Below are 12,233 nucleotides of genomic sequence, written 5' to 3'. Positions count from 1 at the left end.
AGGAAAAAGAAATGGGAGAAGCGTTATCCGTCGTGGTTTGGTCAAAACAAGGTTGTCACTATTGCGAAGAGGTTAAACAATATTTAAAAGAAAAGGAGATAGCTTATCAAACGGTGGATGTTACCAATCATGATGAAAGGCGAGATATTTTAGAAATCAAATATGGTGTTCGGTATGTGCCTATTATTGAAATTGGGAGAGGTAACGTATATGAGAGTGTTACGGAAATTGGCATACCCTATCTTGAAAAAGTACTCGAACGCTTACAATAACAAAATTTAACGGACTAAAAAAGATGACTAATTCTTAAATGGAAATGAACTAGATGAAATAGAGCTAGAACGAGTGAAAAAGGAAAAATTGTTGATTTAAATCCAACTATTCTTGTATAAATAATGAGTTATGGAAACGGGGTATTAATCATGACACAGCTAATTCGTCTTGCCACTGTAAAGGATGCTCCCGAAGTGCTAAACCTTACACTTCGGGCTTATGAACCAATTAGAGAATTGAATATTAACTTTTTGGCTGCGACTGCTGATTTGCAGCTAGTGACGAATAATATTAGGCGGAATCTCACTTATGTTTTAGAACAGGAGGGCCAAATTGTTTCCACTGTGACAGTTCGTCATCCATGGAATGATCCTGATCAGTTCAGTCCGTACCCATTCATTTGGTGGTTTGCGGTCGACCCCCTATACAAACAAAAAGGTTTGGGCTCGACTTTGTTAACCTGGGTGGAAGAAAACGCACTTCGGAAACATGTGAAAGCGCCGGCTGTCTATTTGGCGACAGCTGAACGTCATCCTTGGCTTGTTTCCATTTATGAAAGAAGAGGCTATGAGATTTTTGCTGAACGAGATCACCATGGGGAAAAAATTGTGTATCTTCGTAAAATTCTAGATGAAACACTGTATCGCATTTTTGAAAATAAAGACCCAATTGTAAGTGATTAAAAACGTCGGGGGAATTTGAGATGAAAAAAACATTATTAATTGTTATGGCACTGTTACTTACTTTTTTGGGTGCTTGCTCTTCTAAGGAAACAACGAGTACAGCAAAATCAAGTTCTGGAGATTCAAAAGATAAAAAAGTTCAGAAAATCATTGTTGGAACGGGGACGCAATTCCCTAATATTTGCTTTTTGGATAGTAATGGTAAGCTGACAGGGTATGATGTCGAGTTGGTTCGTCAAATCGATGAAAAGCTGCCTGAATATGAATTTGAATTTAAAACGATGGAATTTTCTAATCTATTATTAAGCTTAGAAACGAACAAAATAGATTTTGTTGCTCACCAAATGGAGGTGAATGATGAACGAAAAGAAAAATTTCTATTTAATAAAGAACCATATAATGTCTTTCCCCTTCAAGTTACAGTTCACCAGGACAACAATGATATTCACTCCATTAAAGATCTAAAAGGAAAAAAAGCGATAGTGAGTGCAACGAGCAATTCTGCTGTTTTTCTTGAAAAGTATAATAAAGAAAATAATGCCGGTATTGAAATTGTCTATTCCGGTCAAGGCGTAGATGATACGAAGAATCAAATCAAAACTGGTCGGGCGGATGCTACCATTACTACACCATTTGCAGTCGACTTCTTAAATAAACAAGCAGATGCACAGCAAAAGGTTGTAGGTGACCCCCTTCTTAATTCAAAAGTATACTTTTTGCTAAGAAAAGAAGAAACGCCTTTACAGAAGAGAATTGATGAAGCACTTGTGGAGCTGAAAAAAGATGGGGTAGTTAGCGAACTAAGTAAAAAGTGGCTGGGCGCAGACTATTCAGTAGGATTTTAATTTGATAGTGGCAGTAAGCACGGAGGTGCTAAAGCATGGGGAAAGCATTTGATCCTTCATTAATCGTCGATTTCATTCCGACGTTAATCTATTATCTTGGAGTAACATTGCAAATTCTAGCAGCATCCGTTTTATTAGGAATGTTCATCGGGATAGCGGCAGCCATCCTGAGATTATTTCGTATCCCTATTTTGAATCAATTTGTCATTTTGTATATTTCATTCATTCGGGGAACGCCTATTTTAATACAATTATTTTTAGTTTTTTATGGACTGCCTGCAATCCTTTTGTTCATTAATATTGATATTTCAAGAATGGATGCTCTGTATTTTGTCATTATTACTTATGCATTAAGTAATGGGGCGCATTTCGCAGAAATATTCCGAGGCGCGATTAAGGCTGTCGATTATGGGCAAACGGAAGCAGCCTATTCTGTTGGTATGAATAATCGTCAAAGTTTTTTTCGAATTGTGCTTCCTCAGGCAATACGGATCGCTTTCCCGAATATCGCAAACTCAATTATCGGATCCTTGAAGGATACCTCACTTGCCTTTACCATCGGCGTAATGGATATGATGGGTAGGGGAGAGACATTAATTGCTGCAACTGCACATGCTCTCGAAGTCTATCTCACATTAGCTGTTATCTATTATGCAGTCGTGCTATTGTTTGAGGGGATTTTCAGACTTTATGAAAACCGCCTTAATCGGCATCAAACTGTTGATGTGTCTGTTACGGGATAACAAAAGGAGGAGGGAAGGCCTTGACGATTGATATTCTATTTATTTGGACTGCTTTTAAGGAGATTATTAAAGCACTTCCGATCACACTTACCTTAACGATACTTCCCCTTCTTGCAGGTTTTATTATCGGTCTCGCTGTTGCCTTGATTAGGATATATAAAGTGAAATTTCTATGTGAAGTTGCAAATGGTTATGTTTCCTTCTTTAGAGGAACACCGATTATCATGCACATAATGCTCATTTATTTCGGTTTTCCATTATTAATCGATCAAATTTCTAAGAAATTTGATTTGGGTATACAATCTAATTCCATTCCGATTATTTTATTTGTCTTAACCGCCTTATCGTTGAGTGCGGGTGCTTATTTCTCGGAAATATTCAGATCGGGCATTATCAGTGTCTCCAATGGCCAAATGGAGGCAGCCTATTCCGTGGGTATGAATTCGTTTCAAGCCATGACGCGAATTGTATTGCCACAGGCCATTGCTCAGTCCATCCCGAATTTCACGAATATTTTCATTGGATTTCTGCATACGTCATCCATTGCTTTCATTGTATCGCAAAAGGAAATGACAGGAGCAGCCAATATTGTTGCATCCACCAATTTGAAATTTTTGGAGTCTTTTATCGCTGCTGGTTTAATTTATTGGGGGCTCACAATCATTGCAGAGGGGCTATCGTTTTTAATTGAGAAAAAGGCCACTGCCTATAATCGAGGAGGAGTACAATGATTTATTTAAAAGATATAAAAAAATCATTTAACCAGCATCCGGTTTTAAAAGGAATTAATTTGAAAATAGGCAAGGGAGAAGTGGTTACCATTCTAGGACCAAGTGGATCTGGGAAAACCACCCTGCTTAGATGCTTGAATTTTTTGGAGAAACCAGATGAGGGAATCGTTCAAGTGGGAGATATACAGGTGAAGTCCAAGAAGGCGACTAAAAGGCAAATCTTGTCCCTTAGGAGACAATCGGCGATGGTTTTTCAGCATTATAACTTATTTGCTCATAAAACTGTTTTGGAAAATGTAATGGAAGGGTTAATTGTTACAAAAAAATATAAGAAAGCCGAAGCGAAACGGGAAAGCGAGCTGTTATTGGAAAAGGTGGGTTTGGGAGATAAGCATAACTATTTCCCTTCGCAATTGTCAGGAGGTCAACAGCAACGGGTTGGAATTACCAGGGCACTTGCTTTAAATCCGAAGGTCATTCTATTTGACGAGCCAACGTCGGCACTCGACCCAGAGTTGGTTGGGGAGGTGCTTTCTGTCATAAAAGCAATTGCAGAGGAAGGCATCACGATGGTGATTGTAACCCATGAAATGAGTTTTGCTAAAGAGATATCGGATCGCGTTCTTTTCATGGATGGCGGGGTCATTGTAGAAGAAGGGTCACCATTGGAAATTTTCAATGCCCCAAAGGAAGAGCGAACAAGACAATTTTTAAATCGGATATCAAGAGATTTTTCCGTACCATTTTTAGAAGAAAGGGCCAATTAAATGAAGGGCCAAAGGAGGACGTATGTTTAATACAATCGTAGTCGATGAATTGATTGAAGAAGATAAAGAGACGGTTCGCCGCTTATTGGTAGAAAGTTATCAACAATATGAACATGAATATTCGGACCCGGAAGCTTGGGAAGGATATTTAAAAAATATTGAATCCTCGGTGGATAATCCACATGTTGATAAGGTGTTGGTTGCAAAGTGCAATCAGGATATCCTTGGTACATTACAGCTTTTTCAGTCCTCTGAAAAAGCATATGAAAAGCCGGAACTTGGGATTTTTTCACCAATCATTCGGTTATTGGCCGTTCATCCTGAATCAAGGGGGCGCGGTATCGCGCAGGAATTATTAAAAGCCAGTGTAAATTATGCAAAATCGCAGGGTGCGGCTAGTTTGTATCTACACTCTACTGATAAGATGCATAAAGCCATTAAACTATATGAATGGTTTGGCTTTAAACGGGATCGAACGAAAGAATTTAAAAATCAGGATATATTAGTAAAATGCTATCGCTTAGATTTATAGAAGGAGGGGACTATATGAGTCGAGAGCTGGAAAAGCGCTTAATATCGATACGGCGCCATTTACATCAATATCCGGAGTTATCAAATGAAGAATTTGAAACGACAAAATCGATACAAGCGTGGCTCGAGGAAGAGGGCATTGAGATCCGTCATACTGGATTGAAAACAGGTGTTTTTGCAGATATAAAGGGTGACAAACCCGGACCGACAGTAGCCATAAGGGCGGATATAGATGCTCTTCCGATTGAGGAACGAACCGGGCTTCCATTTGCTTCGAAAGTAAAAGGAGTTATGCATGCTTGTGGCCATGATTTTCATACGGCAGCTGCAATAGGTGCTGCCTACCTTTTAAAAGAATATCAATCAGAGTTGTGCGGGACAGTGCGATTGCTTTTTCAACCCGCAGAAGAATTAGGCGGCGGAGCGGTGCATGTTATAAAAGATGGTCAAATTGACGATGTAGCGGCTGTGATTGGTCTGCACAATAAACCGAATTTGCCTGTAGGAACCATTGGGATAAGAGATGGTCCGTTAATGGCGGCAGTGGACCGTTTTCATATTGTTCTTCAAGGAAAGGGGAGCCACGCGGCCATCCCTCAAAACGGAAAAGATCCAATAGCGGCAGCGGCCCAGGTTATTACCGCTCTTCAAACCATCGTCAGCCGGAATGTATCGCCATTAGAGAGTGCTGTGGTGAGTGTTACGAGAATAACAGGCGGAAACACTTGGAATGTAATTCCGGGTGACATAATACTGGAAGGAACGATTCGAACCTTTGAATCTACAATCCGCGAAGAAGTAAAGGATAAGTTTTATTCGATTGTGCATCATATTGCAGCTGCTTTTTCACAGGAAGTTGAGATTGGTTGGTTTCCTGGACCGCCCGCTCTTCTTAATCATCCGGCAGTCACAGAGATGGCACGCAAGTCTGCTTTGGAGCAATCATTACATGTAATCAAGCCAGAACCATCAATAGGTGGTGAAGATTTCGCTTATTACCTTCAACATATCCCCGGTACTTTCGCCTTTTTTGGTACAAACGGAAACGAAGATTGGCATCACCCAGCTTTTACTGTTGATGAAAAATCCATTATTAAAGCCGCTCATTTTTTATCTGAAAGTGCCAAGGATTTATTATATAACCATGATAAGTGGTAAACATACATGCAAAGGTGCCAGACATGATTTCGTGCTACCACCTTTGTTGTTGTCATTCCAAAGGGTTTCGTTCCAACTTGATTTCCAGCATAGTCATGATGCGAACATTCCCCCATTTTACCTTCCAAACATAGCCGCTCTTCATTCTTTCATTCCAGCTTCTCATAGGCTCCTCTCCTTTTCTCTTCCGCTCATTGATGAATCCTATTCTGATATTATCGGTAAGAAGAATGGATTTCAAACCCTGATAGGCGAGAGCATGGTTAATTATTAGGCATGGGCATTCCAAATTCATAAGCAATTGATAGAATTTTTTTATCAATAAAATAAATTTTTCTATCAAATAAGGTGTTGTCAAGTGCTTGTTTACAATGTTAGGATGAATTTCAATTACATTAAAACAACTAATTCGATTTGTTAACTTGGTATTAATGATTGGAGAGAAAGTCATATGAGTTTTAAGCTTGGAATATTAGATCAAAGCCCCATTTTTCCTGGGAATTCGGCAGTTGATGCACTTAAGCAAACCGTAAATCTAGCTCAAAAAGCAGAAGAATGGGGATATACCCGCTTTTGGGTATCGGAACATCATCATATGGAACAAGTTGCTGGGTCTTCACCGGAAGTATTAATTTCTTATTTGTTATCGAAAACCACATCCATTCGTGTAGGTTCGGGAGGTGTCATGCTTCAGCACTACAGTCCTTATAAAGTCGCTGAAAATTTTCATGTTTTATCCACTCTTGCCCCGGGCAGGGTAGATCTAGGCATTGGTAAAGCACCAGGTGGATTTCCTTTATCAACAAAGGCTTTACAATTTGGAACTGTGAATGATGGAAAAGATTTTGGGGAACGTGCATCATTATTGCAAAAAATAATTGAAAATTCAATCAAAGGTGATCACTTGCTCTCTGGTATTCAAGCAACACCGATACCGCCTGAAAAGCCAGAAACCTTTCTGCTTGGTGCAAGTTCAGAAAGCGCTGAACTAGCCGCTAACCTCGGAATGGATTTTGTATTCGCCAGATTTATTAATAGTGATGATACCATGCTGTATGAAGCGTCTTCTGCTTACCGAAGCAAGTACCCAGAAGGTCGTTTTATCGTATCAGTAGCGGTTGTGGCAGCTCTTACCCAACAAAAAGCAGAGAAGCTGGCAAGCGAGCACAAACTAGTTAAAGTTCATCTACAAAGTGGCTGGACGCTGACTGTTCAATCACGTGAGCAGGCTGAGTCATTTGAGAAGCAGGCTGGTGAAGCTTACGAAATAGAAGAGCAGACCGCAAGTGTTATTGCTGGGACTCCAGGATATGTTAACGGGATTTTAAAGGAACTTCAGAAAGTTTTTCAAGTGGATGAATTTATTTTGCATACACCGCTTCGAACAGAGGCAGAACGGATCCAATCCTTTCAGTTGTTGAGTCCGCTTCTTTTAGGGGAAGAGACTATCATATAGAAGGAAAAGAAAAGATCCAGCGGGCATGAAGCAGCTGAAAAATATTTGTTCCAATATAAAAGGATAGAAAAGGGAGCGAGAAACAATGAAGAAAATTAAATGGCTGTCCGTAACGGTTTTAACAGGAGTATTGCTGATATTGGGAGCTTGTGGAAGTAATGAGCAAACAGCATCGAAGAGTAAAGGAGACGAGGATGAGGAAGTGACTTTGAGAATTAGTGCAGCCTCAATACCACATGCAGAAATTTTGAAGTTTATTGCACCGGATTTAGAAAAACAAGGCGTGAAACTGGATGTAGTGATTTCTACGGATGGTATTCAAACGAATCAACAAACAGCAGACAAAGAATTGGATGCAAACTTCTTTCAACATACCCCTTACTTAGAACAAGTAAATAAAGATAGTGGTCTGAATTTGGTTAATGTGAAGGGTGTACATATTGAACCATTTGGTGTCTATTCCAAAAAAATTAAGTCTATAGGTGAATTGTCAAATGGAGCGAAAGTAGCCGTACCGAAAGATCCAGTAAACTTTTCGCGATCGTTACAGCTTTTTGCGGCAAATAATATCATTGAGTTGGATGCTTCTAAGTCAGGGGATTATACGATTGAGGACATTATAAAAAATACGAAAAAAATAGAATTCATTCCAGTCGATTCCCCTCTTTTAGTTCACTCGCTAGATGATGTGGAAGCATCGGCCATTAACACAAACTATGCTCTGGAAGGAGGGTTAAAACCTCTTGATGATGCACTGATAATTGAAGGGAAGGATTCACCATATGTTAACATTTTAGTTGCTCGTCCAGACAATAAGGACGATAAGGCGATCCAAAAGCTTGCGAATGCACTAACGACGGAAAAGGTCAAAGAATTTATTTTAGATCAATATGAAGGAGCCGTGGTACCAGCGTTTTAAGGGGAGGTATCTACCAAGTTAGTTAAAAAGAGGAGGTGGCCACTTTGATAGAATTTCGTCGGGTTTCAAAAGTTTTTGATGACGGGGAGAAGAAAATTGAAGCGTTAAAGGAGATTAATATAACCGTTGAAAAAGGGGATATATTCGGGGTTATCGGTTTTAGTGGGGCCGGAAAAAGTACACTCATCAGAACGGTGAATCTACTGGAATATCCTACTTCAGGTGAAGTGATTGTAGAAGGAAAAAATCTTGCCAAGATGTCTGAAAAAGATTTGCGTGAAGCTAAGAAAAATATTGGTATGATTTTTCAGCATTTTAATTTACTAAATTCCAAAACGGTTTTTGATAATGTGGCGATGCCATTATTGTTAAGTAAAAAAAAGAAAAAAGAGATTGAAGAACGAGTTAATGAGATTCTCCGCTTTGTTGGTCTAGAAGACAAAGCAATGAACTATCCAAATCAGCTTTCAGGTGGACAAAAGCAGCGTGTAGGGATTGCCCGTGCTTTGGCTACAAACCCTTCGATTTTATTATGTGATGAAGCAACATCGGCATTGGATCCACAAACAACAAAATCAATCCTGAATCTGTTGAAACGGATAAATGAAGAATATAAAATTACCATTCTAATTATCACGCACGAAATGGAAGTGATTAAAGAAATTTGTAATCGGGTTGCAGTGATGGAGGATGGGAGCGTGATTGAATCAGGAAATCTGATCGATATTTTTGCCCGTTCACGAACAGAACCAACACGTAACTTCATTCGATCGGTTGTTCGCGATGAAGTGCCATCAAGTGTTTATGGATTGCTCAATGAGGATGCTTATTTCAGCCGAATTTTTAAAATTGATTTTTTGGGATTGAGCTCTGGGCAGCCTATCGTTTCAAAAATAGCGAAGAGGTTTAATGTGGAAATAAACGTTCTGTTCGGCAATATTACTGAGTTACAAGGCATCCCATTTGGTAATTTAATTGTTGAAATAATAGGAAATGAAGATGAGATTGATCGGGCATTACAGTTTATAAAGAATCAAAATGTCAAAGTTAAGGAGGTTGAAAAGGATGGAAGTAAGCAAAGAGCTCATTTTAAACGCCTTGTGGGAAACGCTGTACATTGTTAGTATTTCACTTTTTTTTGGAAGCATCATTGGAATATTCTTAGGGATTTTATTGGTTGTAACAAGAAAAGGTCATATTTATGAAAATAGATTTATTTTTTCTATCGTGAATCCGATTGTAAACATTTTCCGATCGATTCCTTTTATTATCCTGCTTGTGGCGATTATTCCATTTACAAGACTAATTGTTGGCACTTCGATTGGTACGACAGCAGCAATTGTGCCACTCGTTCTTCATATTGGCCCATATATCTCAAGACTTGTGGAGAATTCGCTATTGGAAGTGGATGAAGGCATTATTGAAGCCGCGAAAGCCATGGGAGCAACGCCATTACAAATTATTTTCAGGTTTTTAATGCCTGAGGCTTTTGCGTCTTTAATTCTAAGTATAACAACTGCAACAATTGGTTTAGTGGGTGCTACAGCCATGGCAGGAGCTATAGGTGGCGGTGGACTTGGAGATGTAGCGATAACATATGGTTATCAACGCTTTAGCACTATTACGATATTCGTCACCGTTGTAATTCTAGTAATGGTTGTTCAGGGAGTACAAAGTTTAGGTAATATATTCGAACGGAAAATTAGAAGAGTGTAGTGGTGGTAGTGTACAAAGGGAGAGTGGAATGAATGATGAAAAAATGTATTTTACCTATACTGCTTATCTTGGGAGTGTTATTGGCAGGTTGCTTAAGTGATTCAACGAATGCAGGAGGGAAACAAACGAAAGTGAAGGTAGGGATTAGAAATTCTGAACTTCGAACATGGGAATTTATAAAGGAACAGGCTGAAAAAGAAGGGGTGGAAATTGAAATTGTTAATTTCTCATCGGCCTATGATCCGAACGAAGCGCTGGCAGAAGGGGATATTGATATCAATGCCTTTCAACATGTTGCCTATTTAGATTCATTTAATGCGAAAAAAAATACAGACATCGTTCCAATTGGGACTACAATTATTGCTCCTCTCGGTTTGTATTCAAGCAAATATAAATCGGTGGAAGAGATCCCAAATGGTGCACAAATTGCTGTGCCCAATGACCAAGCTAACTGGGGAAGAGCTTTATTGTTATTACAAGAAGCAAAACTCTTAAAGGTTGTTGATGACTTTGACGGGAATGGTGGACAGGACAAAATAAAGGAAAATCCGAAGAAAATCAAAATTGTCCCTGTTGATGGTGCCAGTGCCCCGCGTGTGATGGAAGATACAGCTGGTTCGGTGATTAATAATGGAGTTGCGGTAGAAGCGGGACTAAATTTGAAAGATGCTCTTATTTATGAAAGTAGCACTGCAAAGCCTTATATTAATATCATCGCGGCTAGGAGTGAAGATCAAGACAATGAAATATATAGGAAATTGGTTGATCTCTATCAATCAGAGAAGACGGCTAAATTTATTGAAGAAACTTACAATGGAAACTATATCCCAACATTCATTACCTTGAAAGAATTGAGCAGTTATAAGGAGATTTATTCTAATAAATAAGGAAGGAGGGATTAGAATGGCTCAAGACAGAAAGATGAAGTTAGCTGCTTATCTGATTGGAACAGGTATGCATGTTGCGTCGTGGCGGCATCCGGCATCTAATCCGAATGCAAGTATTGATGCGAAAGCTTTGCAAAGACTCTCGAAAATTGCAGAAAAAGGGAAATTTGACCTTGCCTTTGTGGCAGATAGTTTGGCCATTAATCATGAATCGCATCCTCAAATACTTAATCGATTTGATCCGATTGTACTAATTACAGCATTAGCGGCAGCGACAGAGAAAATCGGCATTGGGGCGACAGCTTCTACAACGTACAGTGAACCATATGTACTCGCTCGCCAATTTGCTTCTGTTGACCATATAAGCGGCGGACGGGTGGGATGGAATGTTGTTACTACAGCTGATGCGACCGGGGAGACGGCCTTGAATTTCAGTCGTGATAAACATTGGGCACACGATCATCGTTATGAACGAGCGGAGGAGTTCATCGACGTTGTCCAAGGATTATGGGATTCGTGGGAAGATGATGCGTTTGTGCATAACAAAGAATCGGGACAATTTTTTGATCCTGATAAAGTGCATGAGCTCCGGTATAAAGGCAACTATTTTTCGGTAAAAGGTCCATTGAATATTGCACGTTCGGCGCAGGGGCAGCCGGTTATCATTCAAGCGGGTGCGTCTATACCAGGGCAGCGATTAGCCGCTCGAACAGCCGAAGTCGTTTTTACACATTGGGATAACATTGAAGAATCCAAACGATATTATCAAGAATTAAAATCGTCTTTAACGGATTTTGGAAGAAGCGCGGAAGAGCTCCACATCCTTCAAGGCATTTCACCTATTATCGGAGAAACCGAGGAAATAGCCATTCAAAAATACAATAAACTCCAAAGTCTCGTTGACCCTTATGAGAGTTTGAAATTCATTTCTGGTTATATGGGCAACGTGGATTTTTCAAAATATTCTTTAGATACACCTGCGAAGGACGTTGAATTTCCATCAGTAAATAGCATACAAAGTAACTTTAATGAAATGAAGAAAATTATTGGTGAAGAAGACATAAAAGTGGGTGAATTATATGCGAGATTTTTCAGTCCTGCCAGACGAGATAGATTTGTCGGTACACCAACTCAAGTAGCTGATGAAATGCAGGTATGGTTTACTGAAAAAGCTGCAGATGGCTTTATGCTTCAATTTCCACTGTTACCAGGCGACTTAGAGGATTTCGTCGAGAAGGTTGTTCCAATTTTACAGGAGAGGGGTTTGTTCCGTTTGGACTATGAAGGGGATACTCTCCGTGATCACCTTGGACTAAAGAATCCAAGAAATCGCTTCGCTGATGAAGAAATTGCAAATTATTTGGAATAAGGGATATCTCAAATTTTCATTAGACTCCATTCAAATTCAAGTCCATATATATGGTGAGGACAAAGAAAAGGGAGACTAAGGAGAATTCCCCAGTCCCTCAAATTCTTTTCTCCTATCCATATACATGAATGTTTCTTGCTAATAAGCCAAGTTAA

General features: G+C 39.5%; 14 protein-coding genes. All 14 read left to right on the top strand.

Translation table 11 applies throughout. The features are described 5' to 3' along the window. The first annotated feature begins 11 nt into the window (after positions 1-11). The 14 genes from IOC57_RS09255 (at position 12) to IOC57_RS09190 (ending at position 12,078) form a co-directional block, all read left to right on the top strand. Complete coding sequence (locus IOC57_RS09255) at positions 12-272, top strand: glutaredoxin family protein (RefSeq protein WP_063234748.1); 261 nt, start codon at positions 12-14, stop codon at positions 270-272. A gap of 150 nt (positions 273-422) precedes the next feature. Continuing rightward, positions 423-956: a GNAT family N-acetyltransferase gene (locus IOC57_RS09250; RefSeq protein ID WP_207438458.1), complete on the top strand. Its 534-nt coding sequence runs from the start codon at positions 423-425 to the stop codon at positions 954-956. A 20-nt stretch (positions 957-976) separates the two neighbouring features. Continuing rightward, complete coding sequence (locus IOC57_RS09245) at positions 977-1,801, top strand: amino acid ABC transporter substrate-binding protein (RefSeq protein WP_207438457.1); 825 nt, start codon at positions 977-979, stop codon at positions 1,799-1,801. Positions 1,802-1,836: 35 nt separating this feature from the next. Then, positions 1,837-2,544: an amino acid ABC transporter permease gene (locus IOC57_RS09240; RefSeq protein ID WP_207438456.1), complete on the top strand. Its 708-nt coding sequence runs from the start codon at positions 1,837-1,839 to the stop codon at positions 2,542-2,544. Between the two features lie 20 nt (positions 2,545-2,564). Next, positions 2,565-3,275 (top strand): amino acid ABC transporter permease, encoded by a 711-nt coding sequence (locus IOC57_RS09235; RefSeq protein ID WP_207438455.1) that lies wholly within the window; start codon positions 2,565-2,567, stop codon positions 3,273-3,275. Continuing rightward, positions 3,272-4,042 carry an amino acid ABC transporter ATP-binding protein gene (locus tag IOC57_RS09230; RefSeq protein WP_207438454.1) on the top strand — a complete coding sequence of 257 codons (771 nt, stop codon included), beginning with the start codon at positions 3,272-3,274 and terminating at the stop codon, positions 4,040-4,042. Before IOC57_RS09235 ends, IOC57_RS09230 begins: the two co-directional genes overlap by 4 nt. Positions 4,043-4,064: 22 nt before the next feature. Next, complete coding sequence (locus IOC57_RS09225; protein ID WP_207438453.1) at positions 4,065-4,574, top strand: GNAT family N-acetyltransferase; 510 nt, start codon at positions 4,065-4,067, stop codon at positions 4,572-4,574. Positions 4,575-4,588: 14 nt separating this feature from the next. Next, positions 4,589-5,731 carry an amidohydrolase gene (locus IOC57_RS09220; RefSeq protein ID WP_207438452.1) on the top strand — a complete coding sequence of 381 codons (1,143 nt, stop codon included), beginning with the start codon at positions 4,589-4,591 and terminating at the stop codon, positions 5,729-5,731. A 451-nt stretch (positions 5,732-6,182) separates the two neighbouring features. Further along, positions 6,183-7,187: an LLM class flavin-dependent oxidoreductase gene (locus IOC57_RS09215; protein ID WP_207438451.1), complete on the top strand. Its 1,005-nt coding sequence runs from the start codon at positions 6,183-6,185 to the stop codon at positions 7,185-7,187. 85 nt (positions 7,188-7,272) lie between these two features. Beyond that, a complete protein-coding gene (locus tag IOC57_RS09210; RefSeq protein ID WP_207438450.1) occupies positions 7,273-8,106 on the top strand; it encodes a MetQ/NlpA family ABC transporter substrate-binding protein in 834 nt (277 codons plus the stop codon). A 44-nt stretch (positions 8,107-8,150) separates the two neighbouring features. Then, positions 8,151-9,230, top strand: a complete 1,080-nt coding sequence (locus IOC57_RS09205) for a methionine ABC transporter ATP-binding protein (RefSeq protein WP_207438449.1) — start codon at positions 8,151-8,153, stop codon at positions 9,228-9,230. Then, positions 9,172-9,822, top strand: a complete 651-nt coding sequence (locus tag IOC57_RS09200; RefSeq protein ID WP_207438448.1) for a methionine ABC transporter permease — start codon at positions 9,172-9,174, stop codon at positions 9,820-9,822. The genes IOC57_RS09205 and IOC57_RS09200 overlap by 59 nt, the downstream gene beginning before the upstream one ends. A 35-nt stretch (positions 9,823-9,857) precedes the next feature. Further along, a complete protein-coding gene (locus tag IOC57_RS09195) occupies positions 9,858-10,709 on the top strand; it encodes a MetQ/NlpA family ABC transporter substrate-binding protein (RefSeq protein ID WP_207438535.1) in 852 nt (283 codons plus the stop codon). Between the two features lie 16 nt (positions 10,710-10,725). Further along, positions 10,726-12,078, top strand: coding sequence for an LLM class flavin-dependent oxidoreductase (locus IOC57_RS09190; RefSeq protein WP_207438447.1), 1,353 nt, complete (start codon positions 10,726-10,728; stop codon positions 12,076-12,078). Positions 12,079-12,233 lie beyond the last annotated feature (155 nt).

This window comes from Bacillus sp. SD075 (assembly GCF_017355165.1).
Lineage (GTDB): Bacteria > Bacillota > Bacilli > Bacillales > DSM-1321 > Peribacillus.
The sequence above is the reverse complement of the archived record's forward strand: the minus strand, read 5'-3'. Positions and strand labels throughout refer to the sequence as shown.

What these genes read in the sequence shown, in the direction of transcription:
- IOC57_RS09255 (WP_063234748.1), top strand. Translation starts at nt 12, where the DNA reads ATGGGAGAAGCGTTATCCGTCGTGGTTTGGTCAAAACAAGGTTGTCAC.
- IOC57_RS09250 (WP_207438458.1), top strand. Translation starts at nt 423, where the DNA reads ATGACACAGCTAATTCGTCTTGCCACTGTAAAGGATGCTCCCGAAGTG.
- IOC57_RS09245 (WP_207438457.1), top strand. Translation starts at nt 977, where the DNA reads ATGAAAAAAACATTATTAATTGTTATGGCACTGTTACTTACTTTTTTG.
- IOC57_RS09240 (WP_207438456.1), top strand. Translation starts at nt 1,837, where the DNA reads ATGGGGAAAGCATTTGATCCTTCATTAATCGTCGATTTCATTCCGACG.
- IOC57_RS09230 (WP_207438454.1), top strand. Translation starts at nt 3,272, where the DNA reads ATGATTTATTTAAAAGATATAAAAAAATCATTTAACCAGCATCCGGTT.
- IOC57_RS09225 (WP_207438453.1), top strand. Translation starts at nt 4,065, where the DNA reads ATGTTTAATACAATCGTAGTCGATGAATTGATTGAAGAAGATAAAGAG.
- IOC57_RS09220 (WP_207438452.1), top strand. Translation starts at nt 4,589, where the DNA reads ATGAGTCGAGAGCTGGAAAAGCGCTTAATATCGATACGGCGCCATTTA.
- IOC57_RS09215 (WP_207438451.1), top strand. Translation starts at nt 6,183, where the DNA reads ATGAGTTTTAAGCTTGGAATATTAGATCAAAGCCCCATTTTTCCTGGG.
- IOC57_RS09210 (WP_207438450.1), top strand. Translation starts at nt 7,273, where the DNA reads ATGAAGAAAATTAAATGGCTGTCCGTAACGGTTTTAACAGGAGTATTG.
- IOC57_RS09200 (WP_207438448.1), top strand. Translation starts at nt 9,172, where the DNA reads ATGGAAGTAAGCAAAGAGCTCATTTTAAACGCCTTGTGGGAAACGCTG.
- IOC57_RS09195 (WP_207438535.1), top strand. Translation starts at nt 9,858, where the DNA reads ATGAAAAAATGTATTTTACCTATACTGCTTATCTTGGGAGTGTTATTG.
- IOC57_RS09190 (WP_207438447.1), top strand. Translation starts at nt 10,726, where the DNA reads ATGGCTCAAGACAGAAAGATGAAGTTAGCTGCTTATCTGATTGGAACA.